Source organism: Pseudomonas sp. B6(2017), assembly GCF_002112765.1.
Lineage (GTDB): Bacteria > Pseudomonadota > Gammaproteobacteria > Pseudomonadales > Pseudomonadaceae > Aquipseudomonas > Aquipseudomonas piscis.
On the sequence record NZ_NEIQ01000002.1, the window covers coordinates 332046 to 350674 of the forward strand.

An 18629-nucleotide genomic window follows, 5' to 3' on the forward strand; every position below is an offset into this window, starting at 1 on the left:
TCCGGCGGGCACGACCGTCGGGGCAATCTTCATCAAATTGTCACGCAACTGTGGCAGCGCGAATCATCGAACTTCATCAGACTCGCGCTCCACTGGGCACCTCTAAAAACGTAGGCGAGGCCGCCAGCGCAAGGCAAAAACCGGCGAAAAAGCGCAGTTTACGAGGAGTAAATGAGCATTTTGACCGGGCTGGCGCACCAGCCGGTTTTTAACGCCGCGCTGGCAACGCAGGTAGTTTTTCGAGGTGCCCAACTGGGGTTCTACGTTTCGGTGTTTCCTATGCGGGCAAGATTTCTTTCAGGTTGTCTCTTGCTGGCCGGGCTATTGCTCGGCCAGTTTGTTTTTGCGTCCGGGCGTTGCGACGTCGATGTGGCGACCCAGCGGGTCGACCTGCCACAGGTGAGCCTGGCGTACCAGAGCATCGGCCGGGCTTCGGATCCGGCCCTGCTGCTGGTCATGGGCCTGGGCGGGCAGTTGATCCATTGGCCGGATGAGGTGGTGGTCGCCCTGTGCCAGCAAGGCTTCCGGGTGATCCGCTATGACAACCGCGACGTCGGCCTGTCCACCTGGCGCCAGGCGCCGGCCAGCGCCAACCTGACGCTCGAAGTGCTGCGCTATAAGCTCGGCCTGCCAGTCGCCGCGCCCTACACCCTGACCGACATGGCCGATGATGCCCTGGGGCTGATGGATGCCCTGCATGTGGAGCAGTTCCATGTGCTGGGGGCGAGCATGGGCGGGATGATCGCCCAGCACCTGGCGGCGATGGCTCCGCAGCGGGTCGAGAGCCTGACCCTGGTGATGACCAGTTCCGGCGCCGAAGGCCTGCCGGCACCCAACGCGGCGCTGGTGCAGTTGCTGTCGCGGCGCAATGCGCCCAACCGGGAGGCGGCCCTGGAACAGCAGGCGGACTTGCTGGCGGCCCTGGGCAGCCCCAAGGTGCATGACGATCGCCAGGTATTGCTGCACCAGGCGGCGCTGGCCTATGACCGGGCGTTCAATCCCGAGGGGGTCAAGCGCCAGATCATGGCGATCCTCGCCGAGCCGAGCCGGGTGACCATGCTCAAGCAATTGCGGGTGCCGACCCTGGTGGTCCATGGCACTGCCGATCCGTTGCTGCCGGTGATGCATGGGGTGCATCTGGCCGCGCATATCCAGGGCAGCCAGTTGAAGCTGATCCCGGGGCTGGCCCATCGTTTCCAGGAGGCGTTCAAGGCGCCGCTGCTGGCGGCGGTGCTGCCGTACCTGCAAAGCCATCGCGAGGATACGTCGCACTGGGCGCAGATCGAGCCGCTGGAAGTGGGCCGCATGCTCTGAGCCAGCGGATAGATTTCCGTTTGCAGCTTGTCGCTGTTCGCGTCAGCGAACGATCTTGTCCACCTGGATCCCGAGTTTCTTCAGGCGATACCAGAAGCTGCGTTCGGAGATGCCGATCATCTGGGCGGCGGCGGCCTGGACGCCGTTGCTCTGGTGCAGGGCCGCGAGGATGTAGGCCTTTTCCACTTCGGCCAGGGCAGCGTCCAGATCGCTGGGCACTTGCGGCCCGACGTTGAGAGCGACGCTGGCGGCTCCCTCCTCGGCACGGGTATCGAACAGGTAGCCCGGCAGGTCGCTTTCCTCGATGGTCTGGCCGGTGGCGACGATGGTCGCCCGCTCCACGCAGTTCTGCAGCTCGCGGATATTGCCCGGCCAGTTGTAGTTGGCCATGGCCTGCAAGGCCTGGGGGCTGAAGCCGGTGATGCGCTTGCCGGCGGTGGCGCCCAGGCTGTGGGCGAAATGCCGGGCCAGCGGGCCGATGTCCTCGACGCGCTCGCGCAGGGCCGGCAAGGGAATGGGGAACACATTGAGGCGGTAGTACAGGTCTTCGCGAAACTCCTTGTCGGCCACCGCTTGCAGCAGGTCCTTGTTGGTCGCGGCGATCACCCGCACATCGACCTTGCGCTCCCGCGGATCGCCCACCGGCTCGATCACCCGCTCTTGCAGCGCGCGCAGGATCTTGGCTTGCAGGGCCAGGGGCATGTCGCCCACTTCGTCGAGGAACAACGTGCCCTTGTCCGCCTGCTGGAAGCGCCCGACCCGATCGGCCACGGCGCCGGTGAAGGCGCCCTTGCGATGGCCGAACATCTCGCTTTCCAGCAAGCCTTCGGGGATGGCCGCGCAATTGACCGCGACGAATGGTTTGCCAGCGCGATTGCCATGCTTGTGGATGGCCCGGGCGACCATTTCCTTGCCGGTGCCGCTTTCGCCGGTGAGCAGGATGGTGGCATTGCTCTCGCGGACCGAGTCCACCGCTTGCAGCACCTGGCGAAAGGCCGGGCTGTCGCCCACCAGGCTGTCGATCTGCTGGTGCTCCTCAAGTTCGGCGCGCATGCGCTGGTTGTCCTTGAGGATGTCGCGAAACTGCAGGGCCTTGCTGACGGTGATGTCCAGCTCGTCGATGTCGAAAGGCTTGGCGATGTAGTCGTAGGCGCCGTTGCGCATGGACTGCACGGCGTTCTTCACGGTGCTGTAGGCGGTCATCACGATCACCGGCAACTGTGGGTAGCGCTGCTTGATCTCGCTCAGCAACTGCGGGCCGTCCATGCCGGGCATGCGCCAGTCGCTGATCACCAGGTCGATGTCTTCCTGTTCCAGCACCTTGAGCGCGTGCAGGCCGTTGCCCGCGGTGAACACCTGGATGCCGTTCTGGCCCAGGGCCGAGGACAGCAGGTCACAGAGCTTGGGTTCGTCGTCGACCACCAACAGGTTATGCGTCATCGCGGTCCTCATCATCCTCGTCGTCTTCACCATTGGCCGGAATGTACAGGCTGAAGGTGGCGCCGGCATCCTTTTCGCTGGCGCATTCGATGTGGCCGTCATGACTTTCCAGGATCGAATAGACCTTGGCCAGGCCCAGGCCGGTGCCCGAGGCCTTGGTGGTCACGAACGGCGTGAAGATGCGCTCCAGCATGTCCGGCTCGATGCCCTGGCCGGTATCGCCGATGCTGATGATGGTTTCGTCCTCCTGCTGGGCGATGCCCAGGGTCAGGCGGCCGCCTTCGGGCATGGCGTCGATGGCATTGAGGATCAGGTTCAGGCAGGCCTGCTTGAGCTGGCGGGCGTCGGCGTGGATGGTCGCGCCCGGGGCCAGGTCCTCGATGCGTGCGTCGATGTTGTGGGTCGCCAGTTCCGGGCCGCAGAACCCCAGCAGCTCCTCGAGCAGGGGGCGCGCCGGCTGGGTGGCGCGGATCGGTGCGCTGGGCTTGGCGAAGTCGAGGAACTCGGTGATCAGGTCGTTGATCCGGCTGACTTCGCTGATCACGTATTCCAGGTGGCGCTTGTCGTTCTCGGGCAGGTCGGCCCGGCGGTGCAGCAGTTGGGTGGCGGTCTTGATGATGCCCAGCGGATTGCGTATCTCGTGGGCCAGGCCCATGGCGACCTCGCCCAGGGCATGCAGGCGGTCACGACGGCGCAGTTGCCCCTCCAGGTGTTGCAACTCGCCCAGGCGCTCGGTCATGTGGTTGAAGGTGCTGCTCAGTTCCGCCAGCTCGTCGCCGCCGATCACCGGCACCCGTTGCCGGTAGTCGCCGCTGATCACCGCCTGTACGCCCTTGGACAAGCCCCGCAGGGGCCGGGTCAGGCGTTGCGACACCAGCCAGCCGACGCATAGCGAGGCCGCCGAGCTGAGGAGGAAGATCAGGATGAACAGGTTGCTCTGGTTGACCAGGCCGACCAGGCTGCTGTGGCGCAGCAGGCCGCTGAAGATCACTCCCACCAGGTCGCCGCTGTCGTTGAAGATCGGCCGGTACAGTCCGCTGTAGCGGCTGGTGAACTGCTCGGTGGGTTGGCGCGTGGTGCGCAGGATGTCCTCGATCCGGTGCGGTACCTGTGGCGGGTGGTCCTCGAAGCGCTGGGTGGCGAAGATTTCCGAGAAGTCGTCGGCCTTGGCCAGGTACAGGCGCAGGTCCAGAGAGTGCACGTCGGCCACGCTGGTGAGAAAGCTGGCGTCCAGGTAGGTGGCGATCAACAACTGGTAGTCGACGCCGTCGAGGTTGGTCTGGAAGGTCGAGACCACCACGCCGGTGGCCGCACCGCCGACCTGGATGGTCTGCAACACGGCGTTGGAGGCGGTGCTGATCTGCCCGACCACATCGTCGGCGGCGGTAGTGAACATCACCTTGTGGTCGCTCTTGCGAATCAGCGCCACTACATCGATGCCCATGGAATCGGCGATATCGGCGGTGAGCTTGTCATGCTTGGCTGCGTTGCGTTCCCCCGGGGGCCGGGTGTAGCGCAGGAACAGCTGGGCGATCCGGGCGTTGTCGCGCAGGATCTCGGTGATCTCGTCCTCGACGATCTTGGTGGATTCCTGCAGCCAGATCCGCACGTTGCTGTCGAAGATTTCCGACAACGTGGTGGCCGCCAGCTCGGCGGCGATCATGGTGGGAATCACGCTGACCAGCCAGAACGCCAGCACCAGCTTGCGCTGCAGGCTCCAGCGGGAGATGGCGAAGGGGCGGGGAGGACGACGATCTTTTCTGGTCATGTACTTTCGCTTATTGCAGCGGCCATGGCGGGGTCGGAGCGATCCGGGCGGACAAAGCGTTTTATCACCTTCAGCAACGCGTTGAGCAAGGGATTGCGGTGGCGGAAAAACAGCATGTTAGCGGTGAAGCGACAGCCCAGGCGCAATTTGCTCGCATAACCGGCCTGGCCGCACTCGTACAGCGGGATGCGCTGCTGGATGCAGTAGTCGACGTTGGCCAGCCAGCTGCGAAAATACAGGTTGTGCTCACGGGTGACATCCAGGTCGTGGGCGAAGAACTTGTCGATCAGCCGATGCTGGTCGATGAGCACCAGGTTGAACGCCACCAGTTGCTCGCCGACCCAGTACAGGACGCAGGCGGCCCGTTCGCCCAGCTGTTCGAGGATGCCGGTGAAGTACTCCGCCGGCAGGCGTTCGAACTGCAGGTCGGCGCGGTTCAGGGTCGCCTCGTACAGGCGCATGATGTCCGGTAGCACGTCGTCGACCCGCTGCCGCCACTCGATGCGCGGCGCCGGCGCCCGGAGCTTGCGGCGCAGGTCCTTGCGGGTGGACTTGCCCAGGGTGCCCAGGTAGGCGTCGATGGAGGCGAAGGGTATCGGCAGCAGGGCGCTGGGCAGGCTCGGCATCGCCTGCAGCCCGGCGGCCAGGCAACTGGCGGCCCATTGCCGGTCGTGGCTGGCGGCGTCCTTGACCGCCATCAGGCCGATGCCGAAGCCGTCGGCGTCGGTCCGGGCCAGCTTCAGCAACTCGTCCAGCAGGGCTTGGCGGCGTTCGGCCGGGACATGGCTGGCGGTGCCGACATTGCACTGTTCGGCCACTGGCGAGCCGATGGCGTACAGGCGCAGTTGCAGGACCCCGGGCCATTGGCGTTCCAGGCGCTCGGTAAAGCGCTTGGCCAGGCCCGAAACCGTGGTATCGAGCCGGTACTGGGTGGTGAAGGCCGGTGCCACCGCCACCAGGGTCGATCCCTCGTAGATCGCCAGGTAGCGCCAGCGGAAATCGGCGATGGCGGCTTTTTCCACGGCCAGGTAATAGTCCCAATCCTCCAGGGCCCCTGGAAAACAGTCGTTCCAGGCACTGCGTTCGATGGCCTGTATGGTTGAAAAGGCTTGGGCGGTAATCACGTCTCGTCCTTAAGTCACGCCAGCTGTCGATAGTCTTCGCGCAGGCTCGGGCTGGTCACCCGTTGCTGGATGAAGTCGGCGCTCAGCTCGATCACCCGCTGGTATTGCAGGTCCACGGTGATCATGTGGTAGCAGTTGTCCAGGAGGATCTTGGTCACCGGGCCGCCGAGCTTGCGCTCCACGTAGTCGGCATTCCAGGTACTGGTGATGTCGTCTTCGCTGGAGTGCAGGACCAGGGCCGGGGTCATGATCGACGGCATGCGTTTCTTGACCACGGCGTTCATCCGGTGCAACTCGCGCACCGTCACGCCCTCCATGGTCAGGAGTCCGGCATCGCTGCTGGCGCCGGCCTTCATCTGCTTCTCGACGATGGCCCGCAGGCGTTCGTTCTTGATGCCGTAGGGTGGTTTTTCCTCGAAGCGGCAGATATGCACGCCGAACGGGATCTTCATCAGCAGCGGGGTCAGGAACGCCAGCTTGTTGATGCTCCAGCCGTCGTACTTGAGGGTGGTGGAATACATCAGCAGGCCGCTGATCCGCCCCGGGTGCTCGGAGGCCAGGTACATCGACATCACCGCGCCCATGGACAGGCCGCCGACGAACACCTGCTCGTGGCGTTGCTGCATGGCGGCGAAGGTCTTGCGCACGCCTTGGTACCAGTCCTGCCAGCCGGTGGCCTGCAGGTCGCTGTTGTCCCCGCAGTGCCCGGGCAGGGTCGGTACGTACACGGTGCACGTACCGTCCTTGGCCAGGCCCTGGGCCACCCGACGGAGTTCCGTCGGGGTGCCGGTCAGGCCGTGGATCAACAAGATCCCGACCTGACCCGTGCCGAGAACGAAGCCGGCGTCGCCTTCGCCCAGATCGATCTCAGCCATGCTCATCGCTTCATGGCCCGATCCAGCAGGCGGTCCAGCAGGGCCAGCCCCAGATCGATTTCCGCGTAGCTGATTTCCAGCGATGGCGCCAGGGTGATCACGTTCTTGTAGTAGCCGCCCACGTCGAGGATCAGGCCCAGGCGCTGGCCGTCGATCTCGATGTCGCCCTTCATGCCTTCCTCGACCATGTAGTCCAGGGTCGCCTTGTCCGGGGTGAAGCCGTCGGTGGTGCAGATCTCGCAGCGCAGGGCCAGGCCCAGGCCGTCGACGTCGCCGATGATCGGGTAGCGCTTCTGCAGGTCCTTGAGGCCTTCGAGGAAGTACTTGCCCTTCTCCATGACCATCGCGCCGTAGTCGATCTCGCTGGTCATCTTGAACATTTCCAGGCCCACGGCGGTGCCCAGCGGGTTGGAGGCGAAGGTGGAGTGGGTCGAGCCTGGCGGGAACACGCCCGGGTTGATCAGCTCTTCACGGGCCCAGATGCCGCCCAGCGGGTTGAGGCCGTTGGTCAGTGCCTTGCCGAACACGATCACGTCAGGCTGGACGTCGAAGTGCTCGATCGACCACAGCTTGCCGGTACGGTAGAAGCCCATCTGGATTTCGTCGACCACCAGCAGGATGCCGTGCTGATCCAGTACTTGCTTGAGCTCGCGGTAGAAGTTCATCGGCGGGATCACGTAGCCGCCGGTGCCCTGGATCGGCTCGGCGTAGAATGCTGCGTATTCGCTCTGGCCGACCTTCGGGTCCCAGACCCCGTTGTATTCGGTTTCGAACAGACGGGCGAACTGCTTCACGCAGTGGCTGCCGTACTCTTCCTTGGTCATGCCTTTCGGGCCGCGGAAGTGGTACGGGAACGGAATGAACTGCGCACGCTCGCCGAAGTGGCCGTAGCGGCGGCGGTAGCGGTAGCTGGAGGTGATGGACGAGGCGCCCAGGGTACGACCGTGGTAGCCGCCTTCGAAGGCGAACATCAGGCTCTTGCCGTTGCTGGCGTTACGCACGACTTTCAGCGAGTCCTCGACGGACTGCGAACCACCGACGTTGAAGTGCACGCGACCGTCGAGGCCGAACTTCTTCTTGGCGTCGACCGCGATCATTTCCGACAGCTCGATCTTGCCTTTGTGCAGGTACTGGCTGGCGATCTGCGGCAGGGTGTCGATCTGCTGCTTCAGGGCGTTGTTCAGGCGCGGGTTGGCGTAGCCGAAGTTCACCGCCGAGTACCACATCTGCAGGTCGAGGTAGGCCTGGTCTTCGGTATCCCAGACGTAGGAGCCTTCGCAGCGGCTGAAGATGCGCGGGGGTTCGATGTAGTGGACGGTATCGCCGTAGGAGCAGTACTTGGCTTCTTTTTCCAGAAGGACCTGGTCTTCTGCGGTAGCGATGCGGATATCAGACATGGTGGAAGAGTTCCTGGGTTTCAAGAGAGAAAGTGGTGGCGTTGGCGGCCTCGCGCGGCAGCTTGGCCAGCAGCGCCGGCAGTTCGGCGAAGGAGTCGAAGCGCGCGTAGGGAATGGCGTTGCGTTCGCAGTACTCGGCCAGGCGGCCCTTGGCGAAGACGAAGTCGGCGGTGGAGGCCACGCACATGTCGGACTGGCCGTCGCCGATCACCAGCACGCGTTTGCCGCGCGGGGTGGACTTGCACTTGCAGTTGCCGGAAGCGGCCCGGCAAGCGTCGCTGGAATAGGGGAAGTCGATGCGCCAGCTGTTGTGGTCGACCTGGCGCAGGCGGTTGGCGAGGATCGGCAGCAGGGTCACGTAGTTGCGCGCCAGGATGCGGGCGATGCCCTGTTCGATGCCGTCGCTGACCACTTCGATGGTGGCGCCCAGGCCGATCACATGGTCGACGAAGTCAGGGAAGTCGGGGTCGATCTCGACACTGTCGAAGTAGCCCAGCAATTCGGCGGGCGAGGCCTTGACCAGGGCCAGTTGGCGACTGAGGCATTCCCGGGAGCCGATATGACCGTCCAGCCACTCTTGCTCGATGGTTTCCCAGCTTGGGTCGGCGAAGCGTTGGAGGACGTTATCGATCACGTCGGCGCGGGAGATGGTCCCGTCGAAGTCACATACGATATGCCAGTGCATCATCTGCTGTTACCTGTTGAATAAGAGCGTTGTGTACGCTTGTGGCAGAGGTAGAGCAGGGACTGTGCCAAGTAGGGGAAACCCAGCGGGGCTGGGGCTTGGCTTGGAAGGGCAGGCGATTTGTAGCTTGGCAGCTACAATTTTTGTAGCTTGCTACAAACAACATCAGTGCTTGCGCTCGAGGCTGTCGGTGGTGATTGATGCGCGCATTTTCAGATAAGGAATTTCATTCATGCCAAGGTTCACCTTCCCCTCCCTCCTGGCCGGCCTGCTGTCGCTGGGCCTTGCCTGTAGCGCCTGGGGCGACTCCGGCATCACTGGCGAAGTGGGCCTGGGCATCGGCTACCAACCCCACGACCCTACGGCCAGCCGCTACGACACCACGCCCTTGCCCTACCTGGACCTGGACTGGGGCGATGTCAGCCTGAGCACCGACGACGGCCTGACCTGGGATGCCTTCAAGAGCAATGGCTGGAGTGCCGGGCCCTACATCAATTACCTGCAGGGGCGTAATGCCGACGGCTCCTTGCGCGGGTTGCGGGACGTGCCGGACATGGCCGACGTCGGTGGTTTCGTGCAGTACGCCCCGGATGATTTCTGGCGCGTGTTCGCCGCCGTGGGCCAGGCCGTGGGCGGTTCCGGTGGCCAGGGCGGCATGCTGGGCAAGGTGGGCGCCGAGATCGGCTACCCCTTGGGCATGGGCATCATCGGCAGCAACAACCTGACCCTGCACTTTGCCGATGCCCGGCAGAACCAGACCTTCTTCGGTGTCAGCACCAAGGAGTTCCTGGCCTCTGGCATCCAGCGCTATGACGCCGGCGGTGGCCTGCAGAACTTCACCCTGACCCAGAACATCCAGGTCCCGCTGGGGCGCAACTGGTCGCTGGTGGCCAGCGCCAGCTGGATCCGCCTGGTCAACTCGGCGGCCGACAGCACCATCGTGCGCGACAAGGGCCACGTCAACCAGGGACAAGTACAGACCGCCATCAGCTACCGTTTCTGAGGGCTTTGCGGCCTGGCGCCCGGGGCTGGACCAGCCATGGGCGCCGCCAGGAGGAAAACTGGTCTGGCCTTTGCAATGGGCGCCATGAATTCAATTTCTCAGGAAGTTCTTCATGGCCCGTCCTGCTTACCGTTTGCTCGCCTATTCACTCTGGGACCTGATCCCGATCGTCATGGCCCTGGCGCATTTCGCCTTCGTCCTGTGGCTGGTGCTGGATTTCCACGCGCTGTCCTGGTGGATCATCATCCCGGCCGCGCTGCTGTACGCCGTCAGCCTGTCGTGGAGTATCAACAGCATTTCCCACAACCAGATCCACAACGCCTACTTCACGCCCTCCTGGATGAACCGCGCCTTCGACCTGCTGCTGTCGGTGACCATCGGTTTTTCCCAGACCCTGTACCGCGACATCCATAACCGCCACCACCGGGGCAACTCCGACCTGCCGGACGCCAGTGGCAAGACCGTCGATCCGCTGTCGATCTACCTGCATGGCAAGAACGGCCAGCCGGACAACCCATGGGCCTATACCTTCCTCAGTTTCTTTCGCGATGATCCGAAGGAGATCTACCAGCAAATGCAGCGCAAGCGCCCGGACGATGCCCGCTGGGTGAAAGTGGAAATCGCCATGACCGTGGTCTTCTACCTGGCCCTGGCACTCTTCGACTGGCACGCGGTGCTGGTGCTGTTGCCGTTCTGGTACCTGGGCCAGTCGCTGTCGTCGCTCAATGGCTACTACGAGCACCTGGGCGGCAATCCCGACCTGCCGATCGCCTGGGGCGTGAGTTCCTACAGCCCGCTGTACAACCTGATCTGGATGAACAACGGCTACCACGCCGAGCACCACTACCGGCCGAAGATGCACTGGACCAAGGTCAAGGCCTTCCATCGCCAGATTCGCGAGGAACAGCGTGCGGCGGGGGTGAAAGTGATCCCGGTGTCCCACGGACTGGGCTTTTTGGTTTCCCACCGCAAGTAACCTGTAGCTGCCGCCGAAGGCTGCGCACGACCGCGCAGCTGCCGCAGGAGGCTGAAGTCTGAAGGTCCTGATGACCTTGTCGCAGCCTGGCGGCAGCGGCTACACGAAGCCGATCCTGTACCGCTGCCGAAGGTTGCGCAGCGGGCGCAGGGTGTTTTCAGGCTTCCTCGCCTTCGGCCAGCAGGGCGATCCCGCCCATGATCACGAAGACCCCGAGCCAGTGCAGCGGGTTGATCTGCTCGCCCAGCATCAGCCACGAGCCCAGCAGCACCACCACATACACCAGGGCGCTCAGGGGAAAGGCCAGGGACAGGCTGCTGCGCCGCAGGATCAGCATCCAGACGAAGAATGCGCCGATGTAGCAGGCGATCGCCGTCAGCACCCCGGGATTGGCGACGACCGCCGCCAGCCATTGCAGGCTGAAATCCATCTGTCCCAGCTGGTCGCCACCGACCTTGGTGGCGATCTGGCCGGCCCCTTCGAAACTGATCAACAAGAACCACAGCAGCAGGGTACCCAGGCGGCCATGCAGCCAGTCGTTAGCTTGGTTCGAACTCATGAAGCGTTTCCTTGTATCGGTTGGACAGGGCTCAGGTACTGGCGAGGCAGACCAGCATCACGCCGGCGGTGATTACCAGGGTGCCGAGCCAGCGCCGGCGGCTGACGGTTTCCCCCAGCACCACCTTGCCCGCCAGCACCACTCCGCAATAACCCAGGGCCGCAGCCGGGAACAGCAGGCTCAGGGGGGCCCGGGACAGGGCCTCGAGCCAGACGAAAAACTCCACCACGTAGGCGCCTACCCCGCACCACAGCAGCGGAGCGTTGAACACCTGGCCCCAGAAGGCGTTCAGGCGAAAGCCCCCCTCCAGCTCCGGCAAGCGGTCCAGGCCCAGCTTGAAACACAGTTGGCCGATCACATCCAGGAGGATGGAAAAGGCCACCAGCAACACGACGGTCAAGGTCATGGGAACAGCTCCTCGAACAGCGAAATCAGGGCTTCATTGGTCACCGAGTTGCGCAACAGATCCTCCTGGCTCCAGCGTTCGGGCGGTGGCTGGTCGGACTTGGCCTCCCAGCGCTTGAAGGCATTGCTAAAGGCCGGTTGGGCGAATTCGCCGCAAACATCGATACCCAGTATCCGTTTGCGCGCGGCCAGGGCGCGGATGGCTTGCAGCAGGTGTTCCAGGCGCATGCCGCCCTGGTCCCAGTTGGTGGCGGCGTCCTCGCTGGCCAGCACGTCCTTGTCGATGGTGATCCAGACCGCCGCGGTGGGCAGGCTGGCGATCATGCTGTCGAGGAAGTCCGTCCAGTCCTGCTGGGCCAGGTTGCGCCAGTGCAGGTGCTGGTCTTGCTGCTGGTGCCCGGCGCCATCGCCGACCCGGCCCCAGACCCGGGAGGGTTCGTGCTGCCAGGGGAACAATTGCAACTTGCCGTGCTTCAAGGCGCCGAGGTTGCCGCCGCGCAGTTGCGGGTTGTGCAGGTCTTCGCTGCAGGGCCCCAGGGTGACGATGCGCTGGATATTGGACAGTTGCAGCGCCCGGTTGACCCAGGATCCGCAATGCCGGCGCGGGGCCAGGCGCACCCAGTCCGGATGGTTGTCGAAGTGGACCAGGCTCACCGGCTCCGGCAGGTTGCGCAAGAAGGCCGGGGTCAGGTGGTGATAGTCGCCGGAGCCGACGAAGAAGATTTCCGGCTGTGGGCCGCTACGCCGGGGCCGCCGTTCGAGGCGCTCGATGAATTGGCGATAGGTGCGCTCGGTGGACCAGAGCCGCAGCCTGGGGCCCAGGTCCAGCAGGTCGATGCGTTGCGCCTGGCCACTTTGCAGGCGCCGGATGATGGGCTCCTGGGCGGTCAGGCTGTGGTCGAGATCTAGAATGTTCAAGGTGTACTTTACCCATGGCAGCGCCCCCCGGAAAACTGCGTGGTCAGGCTAAAACGCAGGCCGGGTGGGCTTTGCCGGGTAAATGCAAGGGTCGGGCCAGGCTTGTCTGGCCGAGCCGGTCGGGGCGGCTGGGTCTTCGGCCTGGCAGGCCTCAGGCGTGGACCCGGACCCAGACGCCGACCAGGATGCTGGCGGCCATCAGCCAGGCCACCGCGGCCACCGCCAGGGAGGCCTCCAGGCGCAGGCGGTCGACCATCAAGTACAGGGTCGCCAGGTAGACGAAGTAGGGAATGATCGACCACATGCCGAACAGGATGGTGGTCTTCAGGTCGTCCAGCGAACGGCCTTTGCCGACGATGTAGTGGGCGATCAGGGCGAAGGTCGGGAACAGCGGTACCAGCCCGGCGATGTAGTAGTTCCGGGTCTTGGCCAGGGCCGCGAGAATCACCACTACAGCCGCGCCCAGCGCGGCTTTCAACAACAGATCCATGGATAGGGCGCCTTGGGGTCAGTGGCTCAGGCCGTACTTCTTGACCTTGTCGAACAGCGTGGTCTTGGCCATACCCAGCTCCTGGCTGGCCTGGCTGAGGTTACCGCCGCTGCGTTGCAAGGCATCGTTCAACAGGTTGCGCTCGAAGGCTTCCACCGCCTCGGCGAAGCCCAGGCCCTGGCCGCTGCCACTGCCGGCTTTCTTGAAGGCCGGCAGGCCCAGGGCGAAGCGCTCGGCGACGTTGCGCAATTCGCGCACGTTGCCCGGCCAGTCGTGGCTCATCAGGTTCGACAGGGTCTGGTTGTCCAGCTCCGGCGCCACGCGGTCGAAGCGCAGGGACGACTGCTGCAGGAAGTGCTCGAACAGTTGCAGGATGTCTTCGCGCCGCTCGCGCAGGGGCGGCAGTTCCAGGGTCACTACGTTGAGGCGGTAGTACAGGTCGCTGCGAAACTCCTTGGCCTGGCTCAACTGGTTGAGGTCCGACTTGGTGGCGGCGATCACCCGGCAGTCCACGGCCACGCTCTGGTTCGAGCCCAGGCGCTCCAGGGTACGCTCCTGCAGCACCCGCAACAGCTTGATCTGCAAGTTGATGGGCATGCTTTCCACTTCATCGAGGAACAGCGTGCCCTGGTGAGCGTGCTCGATCTTGCCGATGCGCCGCTTGCCGGCACCGGTGAAGGCGTTTGCCTCGTGGCCGAAGATTTCGCTCTCGAACAGGTTTTCCGGCAGGCCGCCGCAGTTCAAGGCGACGAACTGTTGCTGGTGGCGCCGACTGAAGTCGTGCAGGCATCGGGCGACCAGTTCCTTGCCGGTGCCGGTCTCGCCTTCGATCAGCACGTTGGCCGAGGTATCGGCGACGTTGGCGATCAATTCCCGCAGGTTCTGCATCGCTGGCGAGCGGCCGATGATTCGCCCCTCCAGGGAGCTGCGTTCGGCCAGCTGGCGCCGTAGTGAACTCACTTCACGGGCCAGGCCACGTTGTTCCAGGGCGCGGCGAGCCACTTCCACCAGGCGCTCGGGGGAAAAGGGTTTTTCCATGAAGTCGTAGGCGCCGTTCTGCATCGCCCCCACCGCCATGGAGATGTCGCCATGGCCGGTGATCAAGACCACCGGCAGGCTGCGATCGCGAGCCTTGAGGCGGGTCAGCAGTTCCAGGCCGTCGATGCCCGGCAGGCGGATGTCGCTGACCACGATGCCGGGAAAGTTGTCCCCGACCTGGGCCAGGGCATCTTCGGCGCTGCCCACGCCGATGCAGGGAATGTCTTCCAGGGCCAGGGCCTGTTGGCAACCCAGCAGGACATGGGGGTCGTCTTCGACGATCAGCACGGTCAGCTCGTGGTTCATATCGGCTCGGCTCGATTAGGGCTTGCCAGGGGCAAGCTGAGGACAAAGGCGGTGCCGCCGCTTGCCGGATGTTCCACCCCCAGGCTGCCGCCGGTGGCGGCGGCGAGGCTGGCGGACAGGGTCAGGCCCAGTCCCAGCCCTTGTTCGCCGGGTTTGGTGGTGAAGAAGGGTTCGAACAGATGCTTGCGTGTCTCGGGGTCGATGCCATGGCCGTTGTCCCGTACCCGCAGGCGGTACTTGCCGTCGGCGGATTCGCCTTCGAGCCAGAGCTGCGGCGCCGGCTGTGCCTGCATGGCATCCAGGGCGTTGCCTATGAGGTTGACCAGGATCTGCTCCAGGCGTGTCTGGTCGATCTGCAGGGTCTGCTCGGCGAAGTCGCGATGCAGTTGCAGGGGCAGCGGTTCCAGGCGCGCGCCGAGGACTTGCAAGGCGGCGTCCACCGCCTTGCCCAGGCTGGCCTGGCCCTGGTCGTCGCCACGACGGGCGAAGGAGCGCAGGCTGGCGGTGATGCGGCCCATGCGGTCGATCAGTTCATTGATGGTCTTGAGGTTGGCGCTGGCGGTGTCCAGGGCGCCGCGCTCGAGGAAGCGCACGGTGTTGCCCGATAGCGTGCGCAGCGCTGCCAGCGGCTGGTTGAGTTCGTGGGCGATGCTGGTGGACATCTGGCCGATGGCTGCCAGCTTGCCGGCCTGGACCAGCTCATCCTGGGCCCGGCGCAGGGTCTCCTCGGCTTGGCGGCGCTCACGGATCTGCGCCTTGAGCCGTTCGTTGCTGGCGCGCAGGTCGGCGGTGCGCTCGGTGATCCGTCGTTCGAGCTGGCTGTTGGCTTCCTGCAAGGCCTCGCGGGCGGCCAGGCGGGTGGCGATGACCTTGCGCCGTTCGTTCCAGGCGATCATCAGGAAAGCCACCAGGGCGAAGGCCACGGCCACCAGGATGCCCTGGTTGATGGCTTCGCGGCGCAGGTCCTGCAAGGGCGTCAGCAGGGTGAAATTCCACGGTGTGTCGCTCAGGGGCCGAGTCTGGGACAGGTAGCTGATGGGCTGTTCTTCGTCCGCCAGCTCGGTATTGGCGGGGAAGGTGAGTTTCTCCACGCCCTCGTCCAGGCGCTCGCGGGCCAGGGGTTCCAGTTCGTTGAGCGGGAACCAGTAGTACTGCAGGCTGCGGGCCAGGCGTTCCTTGGTGTCGTCGCTCAGGGGGCGGACCGACTTGAGGCGGCGGCTCGGATCGCTGGAGAGGATGATGATGCCGTTCTCGTCGCTGACGAAGGCTTCCATGCGCGCCCGTTGCCAGCGTTCCTCCAGGGCTTCGAGGCGGACCTTGACCACCGCCACGCCGATGATCTTGCCTTGCTCCTCCAGGCCGTGAGCCAGGTAGTAGCCGGGCTCGCCACTGGTGCTGCCGATGCCGTAGAAGCGCCCGGGGTAGCCGCGCACGGCGTTCTGATAGTAGGCCCGGAACGACAGGTCTTCGCCCAGGTAGCTGTCGACATCGCGCCAGTTGCTGGTGGCCACTACCCGGCCGGTGGTGTCCATGACATAGATGGCCCGGCTGCGGCTGCGCCGGTTCAAGCCTTCGAGGTACTGGTTGACCGCCTGGCGGTGCTCCGGCGAAGGATCGGCCAGCAATTGCGAGACACTGGATTCCAGTTCCAGCAGGCTGGGCAGGTAGGTGTACTTGCTGATCTCGCTCTCTACGGCGCGGGCATGCAGCTCCAGTTGGCGCGCGCCGTTTTCACCCAGGGTGCGGATGCCGTTGTGCTCGCTGATCCAGAATCCGGCGTAGCCCAGGGCGGCCATCAGGGCGATGACCAAAGGCGGCAGCAACAGATGACGGATCAGACGGGGTTTCACGGCGAGTGATGGCGGCGTGGCGCGATAGAGAGTGGGGTCGCATTTCATCACAGATGCCTTGGGTCAACCAGCATGGCGACAGGGCGCACTCGCGCTCCGCCCGGGGGCCGTCGTAGAGCGCTGGGTGCGTTGTGCCAGGCAAGATCCGTTCGCAGGTTGGGGGTCGCCAGGCGACCCCGTGGGAGCAGGCTCCCTTGCCACGAGGGCGGGCGGAACGCCGCCGTCTCAGTGCTGCAGGATCTTCTCGAGGAAGTGCTGCGCACGTTCGGAGCGGGCGTTGATATCGCCGAAGAACTCTTCCTTCTGGCAGTCCTCGATGATCTGGCCCTTGTCCATGAAGATCACTCGGTTCGCCACCTTGCGGGCAAAGCCCATTTCGTGGGTCACGCACATCATGGTCATGCCTTCGTTGGCCAGTTGCACCATCACATCCAGCACTTCGTTGACCATTTCCGGGTCCAGGGCCGAGGTCGGTTCGTCGAACAGCATGACGATCGGGTCCATGGCCAGGGCGCGGGCGATGGCCACACGTTGTTGCTGGCCGCCGGAAAGCTGGCCCGGATGCTTGTGGGCGTGGGCAGCCAGGCCCACACGCTCGAGCAATTGCAGGCCTTTCTTGGTGGCCTCTTCCTTGCTGCGACCCAGGACCTTGATCTGGGCGATGGTCAGGTTCTCGGTGATGCTCAGGTGCGGGAACAGTTCGAAGTGCTGGAACACCATGCCCACCCGCGAGCGCAGCTTGGGCAGGTCGGTCTTGGGATCGGCGATGGAGGTGCCGTCGACCACGATGTCGCCCTTCTGGAAAGGCTCCAGGGCATTGACGCACTTGATCAGGGTCGACTTGCCCGAACCGGACGGCCCGCAGACCACCACCACCTCACCTTTCTTGACCTCGGTGCTGCAGTCGGTCAGTACCTGGAAGTCCCCATACCACTTGTTGACGTTTTTGATAGAGATCATACGGCGAACCTTTTTTGCAGACGCTTGACCAGCAGCGAGGCGGCGAAGCTGATTGTGAAATACACCAGACCGGCGAAGATCAGGAATTCATTGGAGCGGCCGATGATGTCGCCGCTGGAGCGCGAGGCGTTGAGGAAGTCCACCAGGCCCACGGTGTACACCAGGGAGGTGTCCTGGAACAGGATGATGCTCTGCTGCAGCAGCAGCGGAGTCATCTTGCGGAACGCCTGGGGCAGGATGATCAGGCGCATGGTCTGGCCGTAGGTCATGCCCAGGGCCTGGGCGGCGCCCATCTGGCCCTTGGGAATCGACTGCACGCCGGCCCGGACGATTTCGCAGAAGTACGCCGCTTCGAACATCATGAAGGCCACGATGCACGAGGTGAACGCGCCGATCGGTGTGTCTTCGCCGGTGATCCAGCGCAGCACGAAAGGCACCGCCAGGTAGAACCAGGTGATCACCAGCAGCAGCGGGATCGAGCGGAAGTAGTTGACGTAGGCGCCGGCGATGTTCGCCAGCAGCTTGTTGTGGGACAGGCGCATCAGGGCCAGCAGGGTGCCGAGGATGATCCCCCCGACCACGCCCAGGACCATCAGCTTGAGGGTCATCAGCATGCCGTTCCACAGGCCGGGAATGGCCGGGACGATGCCCGAGAAGTCGAATTCCATTATTTACCTCCCACGGAGATCAAGCCGGGGACCGAGACTTTCTTCTCCACCAGGCGCATCAGCAGCATCAGGCTCATGTTCAGGGTGAAGTAGATCAGGGTGGCCAGGGTGAAGGCTTCGAACAGGTTGGCCGAGAACTCGGCGGTCTGCTTGGTCTGGGCCAACAGCTCCATCAGGCCGATCAGCGAGGCCACGGAGGAGTTCTTGAAGACGTTGAGGAATTCCGAGGTGAGCGGCGGAATGATGATCCGATAAGCCTGGGGCAGCAGCACGTTCCAGTAGATCTGCGGCAGCTTGAAGCCCAGGGCGCGAGCGGCGGACTCCTGGCCGCGGGGCAGGGCCTGGATACCGGTGCGCACTTGTTCGCAGACCCGGGCGGCGGTGAACAGGCCCAGGCAGACGACGACGCTCAGGTAGGCCGAGGTGGTCGGGTTGAGATCCTGCTTGTACCAGTCCTGCAGGTTCTGCGGCAGCAGGTCGGGCACCAGGAAGTACCAGATGAACAGCTGCACCAACAGGGGCACGTTGCGGAAGATCTCCACGTAGACGGTGGCGATGCCCGACACCAGGCGGTTCGGTACGGTACGCATGACCCCCAGGATCGATCCCAGTATCAGTGCGATGATCCAGGCCACCACGGCGATGGCGATGGTCCAGCCCAGTCCGGAGATGAACCAGTCGAGATAGGTCTCGCTGCCCACGCCGGTGGACTTGAAGAACACGCCCCAGTCCCAGTTGTAATTCATTGGGGTTACCCCTCAGATCGTTCGATGTACTACAAGCACCCGCCTGGGGAGATCCGTTCCCTTCTGGCCAGGACGGCCAGGCACGCGCTATCGGCTCGACAACCACC

Annotated in this window: 18 protein-coding genes; 3 read left to right on the top strand and 15 right to left on the bottom strand. The window is 64.2% G+C overall.

The features are described from left to right. Positions 1-279: 279 nt before the first annotated feature. Positions 280-1314, top strand: coding sequence for an alpha/beta fold hydrolase (locus CAG11_RS04865; RefSeq protein WP_053131711.1), 1035 nt, complete (start codon positions 280-282; stop codon positions 1312-1314). Between the two features lie 42 nt (positions 1315-1356). On the opposite strand, the gene CAG11_RS04870 is transcribed toward CAG11_RS04865, so the two are convergent. Genes CAG11_RS04870 through CAG11_RS04895 form a run of 6 tightly spaced genes read right to left on the bottom strand, consistent with a single transcriptional unit; the run spans position 1357 to position 8606 of the window. Next, the gene (locus tag CAG11_RS04870) at positions 1357-2754 is read right to left on the bottom strand and encodes a sigma-54 dependent transcriptional regulator (protein ID WP_085595093.1); all 1398 of its coding nucleotides are present in this window, start codon (positions 2752-2754) and stop codon (positions 1357-1359) included. Next, positions 2744-4522: an ATP-binding protein gene (locus CAG11_RS04875; protein ID WP_053131705.1), complete on the bottom strand. Its 1779-nt coding sequence runs from the start codon at positions 4520-4522 to the stop codon at positions 2744-2746. The genes CAG11_RS04870 and CAG11_RS04875 overlap by 11 nt, the downstream gene beginning before the upstream one ends. Then, positions 4519-5646: a GNAT family N-acetyltransferase gene (locus CAG11_RS04880; RefSeq protein ID WP_085595095.1), complete on the bottom strand. Its 1128-nt coding sequence runs from the start codon at positions 5644-5646 to the stop codon at positions 4519-4521. The genes CAG11_RS04875 and CAG11_RS04880 overlap by 4 nt, the downstream gene beginning before the upstream one ends. 14 nt (positions 5647-5660) lie before the next feature. Continuing rightward, on the bottom strand, positions 5661-6527 hold the full coding sequence (locus tag CAG11_RS04885; protein ID WP_022640641.1) for a carboxylesterase: 867 nt from the start codon (positions 6525-6527) through the stop codon (positions 5661-5663). After that, positions 6524-7918 (bottom strand): aspartate aminotransferase family protein, encoded by a 1395-nt coding sequence (locus tag CAG11_RS04890; RefSeq protein WP_085595097.1) that lies wholly within the window; start codon positions 7916-7918, stop codon positions 6524-6526. Before CAG11_RS04890 ends, CAG11_RS04885 begins: the two co-directional genes overlap by 4 nt. Next, complete coding sequence (locus tag CAG11_RS04895) at positions 7911-8606, bottom strand: HAD-IB family phosphatase (RefSeq protein ID WP_022640639.1); 696 nt, start codon at positions 8604-8606, stop codon at positions 7911-7913. The genes CAG11_RS04890 and CAG11_RS04895 overlap by 8 nt, the downstream gene beginning before the upstream one ends. Before the next feature lie 229 nt (positions 8607-8835). On the opposite strand from CAG11_RS04895, the gene CAG11_RS04900 reads away from it, so the two are divergent. Together CAG11_RS04900 and CAG11_RS04905 are read left to right on the top strand one after the other, a co-directional pair. Next, a complete protein-coding gene (locus CAG11_RS04900) occupies positions 8836-9606 on the top strand; it encodes a MipA/OmpV family protein (protein ID WP_022640638.1) in 771 nt (256 codons plus the stop codon). Positions 9607-9718: 112 nt separating this feature from the next. Then, positions 9719-10582 carry a fatty acid desaturase gene (locus CAG11_RS04905; RefSeq protein WP_085595099.1) on the top strand — a complete coding sequence of 288 codons (864 nt, stop codon included), beginning with the start codon at positions 9719-9721 and terminating at the stop codon, positions 10580-10582. 157 nt (positions 10583-10739) lie between these two features. Here the strand turns inward: CAG11_RS04905 and CAG11_RS04910 are convergent, their stop codons facing one another. From CAG11_RS04910 to CAG11_RS04950, 9 genes are all read right to left on the bottom strand, one after another. Then, positions 10740-11141, bottom strand: a complete 402-nt coding sequence (locus CAG11_RS04910; protein ID WP_085595101.1) for an EamA family transporter — start codon at positions 11139-11141, stop codon at positions 10740-10742. A gap of 31 nt (positions 11142-11172) precedes the next feature. Next, on the bottom strand, positions 11173-11547 hold the full coding sequence (locus tag CAG11_RS04915; RefSeq protein WP_022640635.1) for a transporter: 375 nt from the start codon (positions 11545-11547) through the stop codon (positions 11173-11175). Beyond that, positions 11544-12464, bottom strand: coding sequence for an arginase (locus tag CAG11_RS04920; RefSeq protein ID WP_085595103.1), 921 nt, complete (start codon positions 12462-12464; stop codon positions 11544-11546). Before CAG11_RS04920 ends, CAG11_RS04915 begins: the two co-directional genes overlap by 4 nt. 151 nt (positions 12465-12615) lie before the next feature. Next, positions 12616-12945 (bottom strand): GlpM family protein, encoded by a 330-nt coding sequence (locus CAG11_RS04925; RefSeq protein ID WP_177409099.1) that lies wholly within the window; start codon positions 12943-12945, stop codon positions 12616-12618. A 27-nt stretch (positions 12946-12972) separates the two neighbouring features. Continuing rightward, entirely contained in the window at positions 12973-14298 is a 1326-nt protein-coding gene (locus CAG11_RS04930) for a sigma-54 dependent transcriptional regulator (RefSeq protein WP_085595107.1), read from the bottom strand. Next, positions 14295-16196: a sensor histidine kinase gene (locus tag CAG11_RS04935; RefSeq protein ID WP_085595109.1), complete on the bottom strand. Its 1902-nt coding sequence runs from the start codon at positions 16194-16196 to the stop codon at positions 14295-14297. The genes CAG11_RS04930 and CAG11_RS04935 overlap by 4 nt, the downstream gene beginning before the upstream one ends. Positions 16197-16373: 177 nt before the next feature. Next, complete coding sequence (locus CAG11_RS04940; protein WP_022640630.1) at positions 16374-17108, bottom strand: amino acid ABC transporter ATP-binding protein; 735 nt, start codon at positions 17106-17108, stop codon at positions 16374-16376. Further along, positions 17105-17776, bottom strand: coding sequence for an amino acid ABC transporter permease (locus CAG11_RS04945; RefSeq protein ID WP_022640629.1), 672 nt, complete (start codon positions 17774-17776; stop codon positions 17105-17107). Before CAG11_RS04945 ends, CAG11_RS04940 begins: the two co-directional genes overlap by 4 nt. Then, positions 17776-18522 carry an amino acid ABC transporter permease gene (locus tag CAG11_RS04950; RefSeq protein ID WP_022640628.1) on the bottom strand — a complete coding sequence of 249 codons (747 nt, stop codon included), beginning with the start codon at positions 18520-18522 and terminating at the stop codon, positions 17776-17778. The genes CAG11_RS04945 and CAG11_RS04950 overlap by 1 nt, the downstream gene beginning before the upstream one ends. Positions 18523-18629: the final 107 nt, after the last annotated feature.

Excerpts from the sequence above, each read along its gene's own strand:
- CAG11_RS04865 (WP_053131711.1), top strand. The coding sequence starts at position 280 with ATGCGGGCAAGATTTCTTTCAGGTTGTCTCTTGCTGGCCGGGCTATTG.
- CAG11_RS04870 (WP_085595093.1), bottom strand. The coding sequence starts at position 2,754 with ATGACGCATAACCTGTTGGTGGTCGACGACGAACCCAAGCTCTGTGAC.
- CAG11_RS04875 (WP_053131705.1), bottom strand. The coding sequence starts at position 4,522 with ATGACCAGAAAAGATCGTCGTCCTCCCCGCCCCTTCGCCATCTCCCGC.
- CAG11_RS04885 (WP_022640641.1), bottom strand. The coding sequence starts at position 6,527 with ATGAGCATGGCTGAGATCGATCTGGGCGAAGGCGACGCCGGCTTCGTT.
- CAG11_RS04890 (WP_085595097.1), bottom strand. The coding sequence starts at position 7,918 with ATGTCTGATATCCGCATCGCTACCGCAGAAGACCAGGTCCTTCTGGAA.
- CAG11_RS04895 (WP_022640639.1), bottom strand. The coding sequence starts at position 8,606 with ATGATGCACTGGCATATCGTATGTGACTTCGACGGGACCATCTCCCGC.
- CAG11_RS04900 (WP_022640638.1), top strand. The coding sequence starts at position 8,836 with ATGCCAAGGTTCACCTTCCCCTCCCTCCTGGCCGGCCTGCTGTCGCTG.
- CAG11_RS04905 (WP_085595099.1), top strand. The coding sequence starts at position 9,719 with ATGGCCCGTCCTGCTTACCGTTTGCTCGCCTATTCACTCTGGGACCTG.
- CAG11_RS04910 (WP_085595101.1), bottom strand. The coding sequence starts at position 11,141 with ATGAGTTCGAACCAAGCTAACGACTGGCTGCATGGCCGCCTGGGTACC.
- CAG11_RS04915 (WP_022640635.1), bottom strand. The coding sequence starts at position 11,547 with ATGACCTTGACCGTCGTGTTGCTGGTGGCCTTTTCCATCCTCCTGGAT.
- CAG11_RS04930 (WP_085595107.1), bottom strand. The coding sequence starts at position 14,298 with ATGAACCACGAGCTGACCGTGCTGATCGTCGAAGACGACCCCCATGTC.
- CAG11_RS04935 (WP_085595109.1), bottom strand. The coding sequence starts at position 16,196 with ATGAAATGCGACCCCACTCTCTATCGCGCCACGCCGCCATCACTCGCC.
- CAG11_RS04940 (WP_022640630.1), bottom strand. The coding sequence starts at position 17,108 with ATGATCTCTATCAAAAACGTCAACAAGTGGTATGGGGACTTCCAGGTA.
- CAG11_RS04945 (WP_022640629.1), bottom strand. The coding sequence starts at position 17,776 with ATGGAATTCGACTTCTCGGGCATCGTCCCGGCCATTCCCGGCCTGTGG.
- CAG11_RS04950 (WP_022640628.1), bottom strand. The coding sequence starts at position 18,522 with ATGAATTACAACTGGGACTGGGGCGTGTTCTTCAAGTCCACCGGCGTG.